Source organism: Zobellella endophytica, from assembly GCF_003012775.1.
In the GTDB taxonomy this organism is placed as follows: domain Bacteria; phylum Pseudomonadota; class Gammaproteobacteria; order Enterobacterales; family Aeromonadaceae; genus Oceanimonas; species Oceanimonas endophytica.
On record NZ_PXYG01000001.1, the window covers coordinates 630128 to 643044 of the forward strand.

A 12917-nucleotide genomic window follows, 5' to 3' on the forward strand; every position below is an offset into this window, starting at 1 on the left:
GCGAGTCGGTTCCGGCCGCCGCCCGGGCCGCCCGCCCATAAAAACGCCCCGGCATCGACCGGGGCGTTTTTATCTCGGCGACGGCTCAGCCGGCCATGCGGTCCTGGCTGATCCCCAGTGTGCCGTGCAGGTAGGCCTGCAGCCGGGCCTTTTCGCCCTCCTGCAGGTAGAGGCCGAGCTTGCTGCGGCGCCAGATGATGTCTTCCACCGTGCGGGCCCACTCGTGCTCCACCAGGTAGTCCACTTCTTTCTGATGCAATGAGGCGCCGATGGCCGGGCCCAGGTCTTCCAGCCGGGTGCAGCCGTCGAGGAAGTGGTGGCACAGGTTGCCGTAGCTACGCACAAAGCGCGTGAGCATGGCCTCGGGCAGCCAGGGGAACTGCTGCCCGAGCGTGGCGGCCAGGCTGCCGTGATGCTCGAAGTTGCCGCCGGGCAGCGCCGCCGTCTTGGTCCAAGGGCCCCTGGCCTCGGGAAAGAAGCGGCAGACGGCGTTGGTGGCCGCTTCCGCCAGCTTGCGGTAGGTGGTGATTTTGCCGCCGAATACCGACAGCAGCGGCGCTCCGCCCTCGGGGGCGTCCACCTCGAAGCTGTAATCCCGGGAGGCCTTCTGGGCGTCGCCGTGTTCGTCGTCCATCAGCGGCCGCACCCCGGAATAGGTCCACACCACATCGGCGGCGCTTATCTTGCGTTTGAAGTGGGCATTGACCACGGCGCACAGATAATCCACCTCTTCCCCGCTGATCGCCGCCTCGGCCGGGTTGCCGTCGTAATCCACGTCGGTGGTGCCCACCAGCGAGAAGTTGTCCTCGTAGGGGATCACGAACACGATGCGGTTGTCTTCGTTCTGCAGGATATAGGCCTCGGGCTCGTCATGCAGGCGCGGCACTATGATATGGCTGCCCTTGACCAGGCGGATCTGCTTGGGCGCCTGGAGGGACATGGTCTCGTCGAACAGTTTGCTGGCCCAGGGACCGGCGGCGTTGACCAGGGCGCGGCAGCGGTAGCGCTGCTGCCGGCCGGTGTCGGTATCCTGCAGGGTCACCAGCCAGAGGCCGTTCTGCCGCTCGGCCCGGACGCAGCGGGTGCGGGTCCTGATGTCGGCGCCGTGCTGACGGGCGGCCATGGCGCACAGCACCACCAGGCGGGCGTCGTCGACCCAGCCATCGGAATACTCGAAGCCCTTGGTGATTTCGCTCACCAAAGGGCTGTTTTCGCCGAAGCGGATACCGCGGGAGCCGGGCAGCAGCTCCCGTTTGGCCAGGTGGTCGTACAGGAAGAGGCCGATGCGGATCATCCAGGCCGGGCGCAGGTGCGGGCGGTGGGGCAGGCGAAAGCGCAGCGGCCACATGATGTGGGGAGCGTTGCGCAGCAGGGATTCCCGCTCGGCCAGGGCTTCCTTCACCAAACGAAACTCGTAATGTTCGAGGTAGCGCAGGCCACCGTGGATCAGCTTGCTGCTGTTGGAGGAGGTGGCGGAGGCCAGATCGTTCATTTCGCACAGCAGCACCTTCAGCCCCCGGCCTGCCGCGTCCATGGCGATGCCGGCGCCGTTGACGCCACCACCGATAACCATCAGATCATGAATGGTGTGCTCAGCTGTCATGTTTCTCTTCTCCTGTAGGGAGGCCAGTACCGGAGCACCGCGTCCCTGTGCGTTATCGATGGGGGTCATATTCGGTCACCATAGATGGATTATAATCTTCGAAAAAGAAAATAACCAACCACAAAACAAACATCAAGTAACTTTTTTCATTCTTTTGGACGATTTTTTAACAAATTGGTGGTGCTTGATGGGAGTTTTGTGTTCGAAATGAGACATTTGTGATATTGGCGAGCACCGGGGCCCGGCCGCTGTGCATTTGGGTATTGAACGAGTACAATCGGGCGATGAAGTTTCATCCATTACAGGGAGTTACCGCGTGAAGCAAACCCTGCGTCATCAGCAGATCCTGGAGTTGCTCAAGCAGAAAGGCTTTGCCAGCACCGAGGATCTGGTTGCCCAGTTTGACGTGAGCCCGCAGACCATTCGCCGGGATCTGAATGATTTGGCCGAACACAACCGCATCCGCCGGCATCACGGCGGGGCCTCGCTGATGTCGAGCACGGTCAACGCCGCCTACGATTCCCGCAAGGTGATGTATGCCGGGGAGAAGGACAGCATAGGTCGGGCCATCGCCGCCGAGATCCCCGACGGCGCCTCCTTGTTCATCGACATCGGCACCACCACCGAGGCGGTGGCCAAGGCGTTGCTCGATCACCAGGAACTCAGGGTGATCACCAACAACATCCATGTGGCCAGCATCCTCAGCCAAAAAGAAGACTTTACCGTGATCATCGCCGGCGGCGAGGTGCGCAACCGGGACGGCGGCATCGTCGGCGAGGCGACCCGCGACTTCGTGCAGCAGTTTCGCACCGACTACGGCATCATCGGCATTTCCGGTATCGACACCGACGGCTCCCTGCTCGAATTCGACTACCACGAGGTGCGCATCGCCCAGGCCATCATCAACAACAGCCGGCAGGTGTTCCTGGCCGCGGACCACAGCAAGATTGGCCGCAACGCCATGGTCAACCTGGGCCATATCAGCCAGATTACCGCCCTGTTTACCGATGCCCCGCCGCCGGCCTCGCTGCAGAAGATCATGGAAGAGCATCAGGTCGCCTGCCATATCGCCCACTGAGCGAACCGATTAAACGGAAAGGGCGCCTCGCGGCGCCCCTGGTATTTTCGTTTTCGCTTAGTGTTCGGCCCAGTCCAGGGAGCGGGCCACCGCCTTCTGCCAGCCCCGGTACAGGGTGGCGCGGGTGTCCTTGTCCATCTGCGGCTTGAACTCCTTGTCGACCGCGAACTTGTCGGCCAGCTCGTCGGTGCTCTGCCAGACCCCCACCGCCAGGCCGGCGAGGAAGGCCGCGCCCATGGCGGTGGTCTCGGTCTGCCGGGGACGCACCACCCTGGCGTTGGTGATATCGGACTGGAACTGCATCAGGAAGTCGTTGGCCACGGCGCCGCCGTCCACCTTGAGCGCGGCCAGCCTGAGCCCTGAGTCTTCCTGCATGGCTTCCAGCACGTCCCGGCTCTGGTAGGCCACCGCCTCCAGCGCCGCCCGGATGATATGGTTGCGGTTCACGCCCCGGGTCAGGCCCACCAGGGTGCCGCGGGCATAAGGGTCCCAGTAGGGCGCACCCAGGCCGACGAAGGCCGGCACCAGGTAGACGCCGTTGCTGTCCTTTACCTTCTCGGCGAAATAGCCGGTGTCGTCCGCCTCGCGAATGAGGCCCAGCTCGTCCCGCAGCCACTGGATGGTGGCGCCGCCCATGAATACCGAGCCTTCCAGCGCGTAGTTGACCTCGCCCCGGGCGCCCACCGCCAGGGTGGTGAGCAGGCCGTGGCTGGAGCTGACCTTCTGCGAGCCTGTGTTCATCAACAGGAAGCAGCCGGTGCCGTAGGTGTTCTTGGCCATGCCCTTGTTGAAGCACAGCTGGCCGAACAGCGCCGCCTGCTGGTCGCCGGCGATGCCGGCGATGGGAATGCGGGTGCCGCCCTTGCCGCCGATGTTGGTCTTGCCGTATACCTCGCTGGAGGGGCGCACCTCGGGCAGCATGGCGGCGGGGATGCCCATTTCATCCAGCAGCTTCTGGTCCCACTCCAGGCTGTTGATATTGAACAGCATGGTACGGGAGGCATTGGTGTAGTCGGTGACGTGCACCCGGCCGTCGGTCAGTTTCCAGATAAGCCAGGTATCGATGGTGCCGAACAGCAGCTCGCCGTTGTTGGCTTTCTCCCGGGCGCCGTCCACATTGTCAAGGATCCATTTGAGCTTGGTTCCGGAGAAGTAGGCATCCGGCACCAGGCCGGTGTTGTCGCGGATGTAGTCGGCCAGGCCGCGTTCCTTCAGCTGTTCGCAGATGTCGGCGGTGCGGCGGCACTGCCAGACGATGGCGTTGTAGACCGGCTTGCCGGTGCTCTTTTCCCACACCACCGTGGTTTCCCGCTGGTTGGTGATGCCGATGGCGGCGATCTGATCCGGGCTGATGCCGGTCTTGGCCAGCACCTCGGTCAGGGTGGAGCGCTGGCTGGCCCAGATTTCCATGGGGTCGTGCTCGACCCAGCCGGCCTGGGGGTAGATCTGGCCGAATTCCCGTTGGGCGACGCCCTGGATGGCGGCATCCTGGTCGAAGATGATGGCACGGGACGAGGTGGTGCCCTGATCCAGGGCGACGACATACTGCTTTGCTTGGGACATCTGTGATTCTCCTTGTCGAATTCGTATCAATCAGGCCGCGGCATTGCGTTCCTGGGCGGTGTTCTGTTCGGCGGCTTGCGTGGCCTCCGCTGTCGCTGCCGGCAGGAAGCGGGCGATGGTGTTATCGTACAGCCAGGCACCCAGGCAGGCCCCCGCGATGGGGCCGAGAATGGGTACCCAGAAATAGGGGTTGTCACGCCCGCCGGTCAGGGCCATATCGCCCCAGCCGGCCAGCCAGGCGAACAGCTTGGGGCCGAAGTCCCGCGCCGGGTTCATGGCAAAGCCGGTCAGCGGGCCGGTGGCGGCGCCGATCACCGCGATCAGCAGGCCGATCAACAGGGCGGCAGCCATACCCTTGGGGCCGCCGTTGCGATCGTCGGTCAGCGCCAGTATCGCCATCATCAGCACCGCCGTGATGGTCAGCTCCACCATGAAAGCATGGCTGTTGGACAGCAGGCTGTGCGGATAGGTGGAAAAAATACCGGCCAGGGCCAGACTCTCCTGGCTGCCCCTGAGCACGCCCGCGGCCTGTTCCCATTCGATGAACAACGGCTGGTACAGGCTGTAGACGAGGGCGGCAGCCGAGAAGGCGCCCGCCAGTTGCGCCCCTATATAGGGCAGCACCTTGTGCTTGTCGAAGCCCCGGAACAGGGTCAGCGCCAGGGTGACCGCCGGGTTGATATGGGCACCGGACACGCCTCCCGCCACGTAGATGGCGATGGCCACGCCCACGCCCCAGCTGATACTGATTTCCCAGAGTCCGAAACTGGCATTGGCCACCACCAGGGCGGCAACACAACCGGCGCCAAAGAAGATCAGCAATCCGGTGCCGATAAACTCCGCAAGGCATTCTCCGAACAGGGTGTTTGGTCGTTTGATAGACATTTTCCTACTCCATTGTGTGTGTACAGTCATCCTGTCACCTTGATTCTGAGTTATTTGTTCGAATTCGAAAATATAGTGTTGGCGAATTTGTGCTCTTGATCACTTATTTTTGACTTTTCACCTTCGTTGTAACACATGGGCATCATTTTCCTTGTGCTGCCGGTGTGCCGTAATGTGCTGGTTATTATGTCAATTATCGTATTTGAGAGGTGTTTGCCGGATGTTTATCGTCGTGTTCGGGCTTCGATCGGGATAAGTTGTTGTCAGTTTTTCTTGTCTTTTGCGAGCGTGGATGTATTTTTATGTTCGAATTTGGTCGTTTTGGTTTGGGCGCTGTCGTTGCCGGCGGAGAAGGCGACCTTTGGCCGGGTGGATGCCCGGCTTTTTTTAGTAGAACGACAAGGAGGCCGTGATGCCACTCAGGCTTAAAACCCGTTACAACCTGCTGCTCCTGCTGTTTATGGCCGGGGTATTGCTGCTGACCATCGCCGGACTGCGCTGGCTGCTTACCCCCAGGCTGATGGCCATGGAAAGTGAACTGGTTCGCCACGAACTGGTACGGATCGGCGAGACAGTGCAGCGGGAGCTGGCCCAGGTACAGGCGCAGCAACGGGCCATCACCCAACTGGCACCGACGCTTGCCAGCGACCAGATCGATGCCCAGTTACCGAGCCTGCTCGATCAGTACGGCGAGCTCAAGGTATTCGGCGGCGGTATCTGGCCATTGCCGGAGATGAGAACCCCGGGACGGATCAGGCACAGCACCTTCTATCATCGGGACTCGACTGGCGGCCTGGTCATCAACCGCTACTGGAATTCCGCCGAGGCGCCCGCCTATTACCAACAGCCCTGGTACCGCAATGGCCGTGACGCACCCGGGGGGCAATGCGCCTGGGCCAAGGCCTACCGGGACGACGCCAGCGCCGAGCCGCGCACCAACTGTGCCATGGGCATTTACCGGAACGGCGCCCTGTACGGCGTGGCCACCATCGATGTGACCCTGGGCTTTTTCAACGAACTGGTGCGGCGCAGCGAGCGGCAGATTGGCGGCCAGGTGCTGATCCTGGAACGGGATGGCACCCTGGTGGGCACCGGCCCGGCCCTGAGCAGCGGCGCGGTACTGGCACCGGTGGCCGAACTGGCCGGCCAGGCCGACATCACCCGCCAACTGGCAAAGCTCGGAAGCGGACTGGCCCGGGCCGGCAGGGAGCGGATGGCGTACCGGGGGGCCGACGGACAGGACCTTACCCTGTTGCTCGAACCCATCGCCGGCACGCCCTGGCTGATGGCGGCCAGCCTGCCGTCCACTCTGCTGCAGCAGCAGAGCCAGGCGTTGGTCCGCCTGCTGCTGTGGTTTCAGGTGCCGGCCTTGCTGCTGCTGTTATTGGTGGTGGCCCTGGTGCTGCACCGCCTGATGGGACGGCTGGTGGCATTGAAGGGCAGCATCGATCTGCTGTCCGCCGGCGAGGCGGACCTGACCCGGCGCCTGGTGATCGGCCGGGGCGATGAAATCGACGACATCGGCGCCTCGGTGAACCGCTTCATGGCCTATCTGCAGCAGATGATAGGCCGTATCGACCAGGCCAGCGACGATATCCGGCAGTCGTTGCACCGGCTGAGGGAGGGCGCCGGCAACAGCGGCGCCGTGCTCGGCGCCCATGCCCGGGAAACCGAACAGGTGGTGACCGCCATTAACCAGATGAGCGCCACCTCCGACGAGGTGGCCGGCAACGCCAATGACACCGCCGATTATATTCGCGCGGTCAACCGGCAGGCCGAGGCATCGCGGGCCCTGGTGCAGCGGGCCTCGGAGGCGGTGTCGGCGTTACTGGACGATGTCGACGGCACCGCCGGGCAGGTGGGGCTGATGCGTGAGACGGTGCAGCAGATCACGCCCATCCTCGACAGCATCACCGGCATTGCCGAGCAGACCAAGCTGCTGGCGCTCAACGCGGCCATCGAGGCGGCGCGCGCCGGCGAGCAGGGGCGGGGCTTCACGGTGGTAGCGGACGAAGTGCGGGCACTGGCGGCGCGCACTCAGAGCAGCACCGAAGAAATCGGTGCCAGGCTGGGGCAACTGACTGGAGGCGTCTCGGCGGTGGTGGCGGCCATGGCGACCACCCGGGACAGCTGTCACGCCACCGCCGGCCATACCGTCGCCGTCAACCGGAGCCTGGACGAGATGGCGGCGGCGGTCCGGCATATTCACGGCCTGAGCAGCCAGATCGCCACCGCCGCCGGGCAGCAGCGCGCGGTGGCACGCCAGGTGGATGAAAACATGGTCAGCATTCGCGACATGGTCGCCTCCCTGGTCAGCCAGGGACGGCGGAACGACGAGGCCAGCGCCACCCTGGCGAGGGCCAACGGCGAGCTGGAGCGGCTGATCCGCGACTTCAATACCGGCGCTACCTGACCCAGCCGACGCAGGCCTTGGGCAGGGTCGGCCGCCAGGGCGTGCGCGGGCCGGCGGTGATTTCGCCGGCTTTGTCGTTGAGCCAGCCGGCCAGCTCGGCGCCGCAACCGGTACCGGCCGGCACCGGCGCCTGGGGCTGGCACCGGCTCTGTCCCTCGGGACAAGTGAGGCGCACGTGGAAATGGCTGGAATGGCCGAACCAGGGGCGGATCTTCCTGAGCCAGGGAGATTCGCCATAGGCCTGGCACATGGCCTGCTTGATCAGCGGGTGCACGAAGATACGGTTCACCCGCTGATCCCGGGCCGCCAGGGCGAGCAACTGGCGTTGCTGATCGCGAAAATCCGCGCTCAGGATATAGTGGCGGTGATCGACCATGTCCACCGCCTCAATGGTTTCCAGTTGCCGGGGCAGGGGATTGGCCGGTGGGCTGCGCAGCCAGATATCCGCGTCCAGCCCGGTCTGGTGGCTGCGATGGCCGTAGGCGAAGGGCCCGCCCCGCTGCATGGCGATATCGCCCACCAGCATGGGCGGCAACCCGGCCCGGCTGACCCTGTGCCCCAGATCCTGCAGGTAGTGGATCATCTGCGGCTGGCCGTAATAGCGCTGCCGCTCGCTCCTGATCACATAATACCCCGGGCCGCTGCCGGGCAGGGCCCGGGCGTTCATCTGACAACCGGCGGCATAGCCGCCGATGGCCTCGGCCCAGAGGGCGCCCGGCAGCAGCCACAGTAACCAGCACCATCTGACCATCGGTATCTCTCCCTCATGTCCGACCAGGCCCATTATTTATGGCTCCCGTTTTTTTTGCTAGGGTTGTCACCCCTTCCCCAGATGGACAAGATGATGACAGTGCAGCGCCTGCCCCTGCAACAGCTACTTGAACAACCCCTGGAATTCGTGCTCTGCCCGCCCGCGCTGCGCTTTTACCTCACCCACGGCCTGGTGCTGCTGGCCAGCCTGACGGCGGTGGTGCTGGCCATTTGGGATGGCCGGGACGGCTTCGGCCTGATCCACTGGGTGGGGGTGTTCTTCGGCGGCGTGGTGCTGCTGATCAGTCTATGGCCGCCGAGCTGGAGCCGGCAGCGGCTGATCAACCTGGCCTTTGATGCCGAGCGGCTCTACATCGTCAACGGGGTGAGCGGGGTGGCCATGGCACTGCCCCGGGAGCGGGTGCTGGCGGTCAACCGGGGCAAGCTGCCCGGCCACGACGGCGCCATCATCGCCTTCACCCTGGACCTGTCCCTGAACGAGCAGGAGCTGGCACAGATCAACGAGGCCCTGGGGGCCCAGGTGGAAGACCGCTTCAGGCTCGATGAAAACCGCTATCGCTTCGGCTTTGTCGGCAACTGGCAGCCTCGGCGCAGGCTGCTGGACACCATAGCGGTACTGGCGCCGGTGGTCATCGTCAATGCCAACGACGAGCCCGTCGGGGAGGACGACGACTGGGACGATTGAGCCCGGTTGCTATACTGCATAGGCATCTTCATCCAGACAGGAGCCTGTTGCCATGACCTCGCGAGATTCCGCCAAGATCCCGAAGCGCGCCTTCGAGCTGTACGATAAGTATGCCCACGGGCAGATCGACCGCCGCCAGTTTATGACCGGCCTGGCCGGCGTGGCGGTGGGCGGCATGAGTGCCGCCGCCCTGTTCAGTGCACTGATGCCCGATTACGCCCGGGCGCAGCAGGTGTCCTTCAACGATCCGGACATCACCGCCAGCTATCGGGAGTTCGACGCCCCCGAGGGCCATGGCAAGGGCAGGGGCTACCTGGTGCAGCCCAGGAGTCCTTCCTCCCGGCCCGGCCTGGTGCTGGTGGTACATGAGAACCGCGGCCTCAACCCCTATATCGAAGACGTGGCCCGGCGCCTGGGCAAGGCCGGTTTTATCGCCTTCGCCCCCGACGCGCTCTTTCCGCTGGGCGGCTATCCGGGCAACGACGATGACGGACGGGCCATGCAGCAACGGCTGGACGGCGACAAGGCAGCCGCCGACTTCGCCGCCGCCGCCCGCTTCCTGCAACCCTTGGAAGGGGGCAACGGTAAACTCGGGGTGGTGGGGTTCTGCTTCGGCGGCTTTATCGCCAACAAGCTGGCTGCCGAGCAACCGGCGCTGGTCGGCGCCGCCGTGCCCTTCTACGGCATGCCGCCGGCACTGGACAAGGTGGCCGACATCAAGGCCGCCCTGCTGATCCAGATGGCCGAGATGGACGAGCGCATCAACGCCGCCTGGCCGGACTACGAGGCGGCCCTGAAACGCCACGGTGTGCGTTACCAGGCCCACCAGTACCCGGGCACCCAGCACGGCTTTCACAACGACTCCACCCCCCGCTACCAGCCCGAGGCGGCGGAGCTGGCCTGGTCCCGCACCCTGGCGTTCTTTAGCGAGCATCTGGCGGGGTAGGGCCTGAAACCTCCTGCCCGCGGTCGATTGCCGATGATACTGGCGCGATTTTTCCGGTGGTGTTCAACATCAGGGTCAGCAGGCCGACCAGCGCCACCGCCACGCCGACCCACATGGGGGAGAGCAGGCTGTAGCCCTGCTCCAGGACCTGGCCGCTGGCAAAACTGCCGAACATGATGCCCAGCGTGATCACCGAGGCATGGACGGTATTGACCAGGGGGCGTTCACCATGAGGAAGCTGCATGATCCGGCTGACCATGGCCGGGTTCATGCTGACGCCCACCAGCCCGAGGCCGATCACGGCCGCTACTGCGACCCACGAGTGCTGGATGAAGAGGGCCAGCAATGACAGGAACAGGATTTGCAGCACCAATCCAATGGCCAGGATCAGGATGTTCCGTCGGCCGGCGAACATGGCCACCAGGTGGTTGCCGAGCAGCATGGCGATGCCATAAACGAAGAGCAGGAGGGAAACGCTGCTACTGGCAAAGCCGGCAACCTGGGTGAGGATGGGCACGAAGTAGCTGAAGGCGGCATAGGTGGCGCCTATCACGCAGAAGCTGGTCGAGTAGACATACCAGAGCCGTCGGTTGTGGAATGCCGCCAGCTCCTGGGCCAGGCCTGTCCTCGCCGCGGCGGGCAAGGCCGGTAGCAGGGCGGCGCTGTACAGGACACCGAAAAGAGCCAGGGCCACCACCAGCCAGAAGCTGGCGCGCCAGCCGTAGTGCTCCCCCACCAGGCTCGCCAGGGGCAGCCCCAGTATGGTGCCCACCATGATCCCGGCCAGTACCACGGCCACCGCCCGGATGGCGAGGCCGGGAGGGACGAGGCGGCCGCACATGCCTATCGCGATGCCGAAGAAGGCACCGGAAACGGCGCCGGTGACAAGACGTGAGACAACCACCAGTCCGTAGGAATCGGACAGGGCTCCCAGGCTTTCCCCCAGTATGAAGATGGTGTAGAGCAGGTAGATGGCCCGCTTGGGAGGCTGGGCACTCAGCAGCAGTGTCAGCAGTGGGCCGCCGATGGCCATGGCGGCGGCATAGAGGGAAACCAGATAGCCCACCTGCGAGATGCTGAGCTCCAGATCCCGGGCCATGAGGGGCATCATGCCCAGGACTTGCAGCTCGCAGCTGATCATGGCGAAGATGCCAAAGGCCAGCAAGTAGACGGAAACGGGAATGGTTGAGGTGTGGTGGTTGGGCATCTGTGGTACCTGTCGTTGGTGGTCATGAAAGTTGCGACAGTATTTCCTATGATTTAAGTTTTATTAACCCCTTAAAAATGCTTTCAGATATGACTTTAATCATGGATTTGAATGCGGTCCGCCAGTTTCTCAAGGTGGCCGAGTGCCAGAGTTTCACCGAGGCGGCGGTGCAACTCGGGGTGACCCAGTCCGGGGTGTCCCGCGCCATCGGCCGGCTGGAGCAACAGCTGGGAGTACGCCTGCTGCACCGCAATACCAGGGGGCTCAGCCTGACACCGGATGGCATGCTGTTTTACGAGCGCAGTGCGCCGCTGGTGGGGGGGCTGGAGGAACTGAGAAGGCAGTTGCAAGAGCGCCGCTGTTCTCCTTCGGGAGTGCTGAAGCTCAGCGCGCCGTCCGCCTTCGGTCGGGTAGCGCTGATGCCGATCCTGGCCCGGTTGCTCGAGCGCCATCCGCAGTTGCAGGTTGACATGGTAATGACGGACCGGATGGTCGAATTGGTGGACGAGGGCTTCGATGCCGTGCTTCGCACGGGGACCATAGGGGATCAGCGTCTTATCGCCAGGCCTCTGGCGCCCCTCGACTGGGTGACCATTGCCTCCCCGGATTATCTTTCACGCCGGGGCATCCCCGGACATCCCCGCGAGCTGGTGGCCCACAATTGCCTGCGGGTACGCAGCCAGCATACGGGCCGGCCTGACAACTGGTGCTTTAGCGAGTCGGGCCGGACCTGCGAGGTCGACGTCGATGGCAATCTGGTGTTTGACCATGGCGATCCTTTGCTGGACGCTGCCCGCCAGGGGGTCGGCATCGTACAGGTGATGGCGTTCTATGCCCGGGAGGCCCTCGCCAGGGGGGAAGTGCAAGCCATTCTTGTCGATCACACTCGTCCGGCACATCCGCTTTCCCTGGTCTATCAGCCGTCAAGGCAGCATTCGGCCAAACTGCAGGTATTGAAAGACGCCCTGCTTCAGGATTGGGGCGCGGCCGAGTGATGCCGCGCCGGCTTGGGCCGGGATGGCGATATGGGGCGTTTGGGCGGAAAATGCGGGGCCGGCGGATTGCGCGGCCCCTGCTTGGGTTTGACCATGGGACACCTCCTGCCCTCAGTGTGGCAGAAGGCGGCGTTCAGCGCAGGAAGGGGTTGTGCAGCCGCTCTTCGCCCAGGGTGCCTTCCGGGCCGTGGCCGGACACGAAGGTGACGTCGTCGCCGAGCGGCAGCAGGGTGTGCAGTATGCTGTCGATCAACTGCTGGTGGTTGCCGCGGGGAAAGTCGGTGCGGCCGATGCTGCCGTGGAACAGCACGTCGCCCACAAAGACCAGCCGCTGGCTCCTGTGCAGCAGCACCACGTGGCCCGGGGTATGGCCGGGGCAGTGATACACCTCCAGGGTTTCCTCGCCGACGGTGACGCTGTCGCCCTGCGCGAGCCAGCGGTCGGGTACAAAGTCGTTAACCGGGGGAAAGCCGAACATCTGCGCCTGCTGCGCAAGGGCTTCTATCCAGAAGGCGTCGTCCCGGCCGGGGCCGATAATGGGCACCCCGGTCTTTTCCTTCAGCTCGCCGGTGGCGCCCACGTGGTCCAGGTGGCCGTGGGTGAGCAGTATGCTTTCCAGCTCGAGGCCGCGCTCGGCCACTGCCGCCAGCAGTCGCTCGGTCTCGCCGCCGGGGTCGACGAGTGCGGCCTTGCCGCTCTGGCTGCACCAGATCAGGCTGCAGTTCTGGGCGAAGGGGGTCACCGGCAGGGTGATTCGTTCAAGCATGCTGA

11 protein-coding genes are annotated in these 12917 nt (G+C 64.1%); 5 read left to right on the top strand and 6 right to left on the bottom strand.

All coding sequences use genetic code 11. The annotated features are described in order from the left end of the window. Positions 1-85: 85 nt before the first annotated feature. Positions 86-1603 carry a glycerol-3-phosphate dehydrogenase gene (gene glpD / locus C7H85_RS02805; protein ID WP_106728181.1) on the bottom strand — a complete coding sequence of 506 codons (1518 nt, stop codon included), beginning with the start codon at positions 1601-1603 and terminating at the stop codon, positions 86-88. A gap of 316 nt (positions 1604-1919) precedes the next feature. Between glpD and C7H85_RS02810 the strand changes: the two genes are divergently transcribed. Beyond that, on the top strand, positions 1920-2681 hold the full coding sequence (locus C7H85_RS02810) for a DeoR/GlpR family transcriptional regulator (RefSeq protein WP_106728182.1): 762 nt from the start codon (positions 1920-1922) through the stop codon (positions 2679-2681). A 57-nt stretch (positions 2682-2738) separates the two neighbouring features. On the opposite strand, the gene glpK is transcribed toward C7H85_RS02810, so the two are convergent. Continuing rightward, positions 2739-4244, bottom strand: coding sequence for a glycerol kinase GlpK (glpK, locus tag C7H85_RS02815; RefSeq protein ID WP_106728183.1), 1506 nt, complete (start codon positions 4242-4244; stop codon positions 2739-2741). A gap of 30 nt (positions 4245-4274) precedes the next feature. Next, entirely contained in the window at positions 4275-5129 is an 855-nt protein-coding gene (locus C7H85_RS02820; RefSeq protein WP_106728184.1) for an MIP/aquaporin family protein, read from the bottom strand. A gap of 412 nt (positions 5130-5541) precedes the next feature. Here C7H85_RS02820 and C7H85_RS02825 point away from each other — a divergent pair, with 412 nt between their 5' ends. Further along, a complete protein-coding gene (locus C7H85_RS02825) occupies positions 5542-7542 on the top strand; it encodes a methyl-accepting chemotaxis protein (RefSeq protein ID WP_245879542.1) in 2001 nt (666 codons plus the stop codon). On the opposite strand, the gene mepA is transcribed toward C7H85_RS02825, so the two are convergent. Beyond that, positions 7535-8293 (bottom strand): penicillin-insensitive murein endopeptidase, encoded by a 759-nt coding sequence (mepA, locus tag C7H85_RS02830; RefSeq protein ID WP_106728186.1) that lies wholly within the window; start codon positions 8291-8293, stop codon positions 7535-7537. The two genes, C7H85_RS02825 and mepA, sit on opposite strands and share 8 nt — an antisense overlap. Positions 8294-8386: 93 nt before the next feature. On the opposite strand from mepA, the gene C7H85_RS02835 reads away from it, so the two are divergent. After that, positions 8387-8998 carry a hypothetical protein gene (locus C7H85_RS02835; RefSeq protein WP_106728187.1) on the top strand — a complete coding sequence of 204 codons (612 nt, stop codon included), beginning with the start codon at positions 8387-8389 and terminating at the stop codon, positions 8996-8998. 52 nt (positions 8999-9050) lie between these two features. Next, entirely contained in the window at positions 9051-9944 is an 894-nt protein-coding gene (locus C7H85_RS02840; protein ID WP_106728188.1) for a dienelactone hydrolase family protein, read from the top strand. Here the strand turns inward: C7H85_RS02840 and C7H85_RS02845 are convergent. Then, positions 9922-11151: an MFS transporter gene (locus C7H85_RS02845; protein ID WP_106728189.1), complete on the bottom strand. Its 1230-nt coding sequence runs from the start codon at positions 11149-11151 to the stop codon at positions 9922-9924. The two genes, C7H85_RS02840 and C7H85_RS02845, sit on opposite strands and share 23 nt — an antisense overlap. A 101-nt stretch (positions 11152-11252) precedes the next feature. On the opposite strand from C7H85_RS02845, the gene C7H85_RS02850 reads away from it, so the two are divergent. Then, positions 11253-12146: a LysR family transcriptional regulator gene (locus C7H85_RS02850; protein WP_106728614.1), complete on the top strand. Its 894-nt coding sequence runs from the start codon at positions 11253-11255 to the stop codon at positions 12144-12146. 133 nt (positions 12147-12279) lie between these two features. On the opposite strand, the gene C7H85_RS02855 is transcribed toward C7H85_RS02850, so the two are convergent. Next, positions 12280-12912 (bottom strand): MBL fold metallo-hydrolase, encoded by a 633-nt coding sequence (locus C7H85_RS02855; protein ID WP_106728190.1) that lies wholly within the window; start codon positions 12910-12912, stop codon positions 12280-12282. Between the last annotated feature and the right edge of the window lie 5 nt (positions 12913-12917).

Excerpts from the sequence above, each read along its gene's own strand:
- glpD (WP_106728181.1), bottom strand. The coding sequence starts at position 1,603 with ATGACAGCTGAGCACACCATTCATGATCTGATGGTTATCGGTGGTGGC.
- glpK (WP_106728183.1), bottom strand. The coding sequence starts at position 4,244 with ATGTCCCAAGCAAAGCAGTATGTCGTCGCCCTGGATCAGGGCACCACC.
- C7H85_RS02820 (WP_106728184.1), bottom strand. The coding sequence starts at position 5,129 with ATGTCTATCAAACGACCAAACACCCTGTTCGGAGAATGCCTTGCGGAG.
- C7H85_RS02825 (WP_245879542.1), top strand. The coding sequence starts at position 5,542 with ATGCCACTCAGGCTTAAAACCCGTTACAACCTGCTGCTCCTGCTGTTT.
- mepA (WP_106728186.1), bottom strand. The coding sequence starts at position 8,293 with ATGGTCAGATGGTGCTGGTTACTGTGGCTGCTGCCGGGCGCCCTCTGG.
- C7H85_RS02835 (WP_106728187.1), top strand. The coding sequence starts at position 8,387 with ATGACAGTGCAGCGCCTGCCCCTGCAACAGCTACTTGAACAACCCCTG.
- C7H85_RS02840 (WP_106728188.1), top strand. The coding sequence starts at position 9,051 with ATGACCTCGCGAGATTCCGCCAAGATCCCGAAGCGCGCCTTCGAGCTG.
- C7H85_RS02845 (WP_106728189.1), bottom strand. The coding sequence starts at position 11,151 with ATGCCCAACCACCACACCTCAACCATTCCCGTTTCCGTCTACTTGCTG.
- C7H85_RS02850 (WP_106728614.1), top strand. The coding sequence starts at position 11,253 with ATGGATTTGAATGCGGTCCGCCAGTTTCTCAAGGTGGCCGAGTGCCAG.
- C7H85_RS02855 (WP_106728190.1), bottom strand. The coding sequence starts at position 12,912 with ATGCTTGAACGAATCACCCTGCCGGTGACCCCCTTCGCCCAGAACTGC.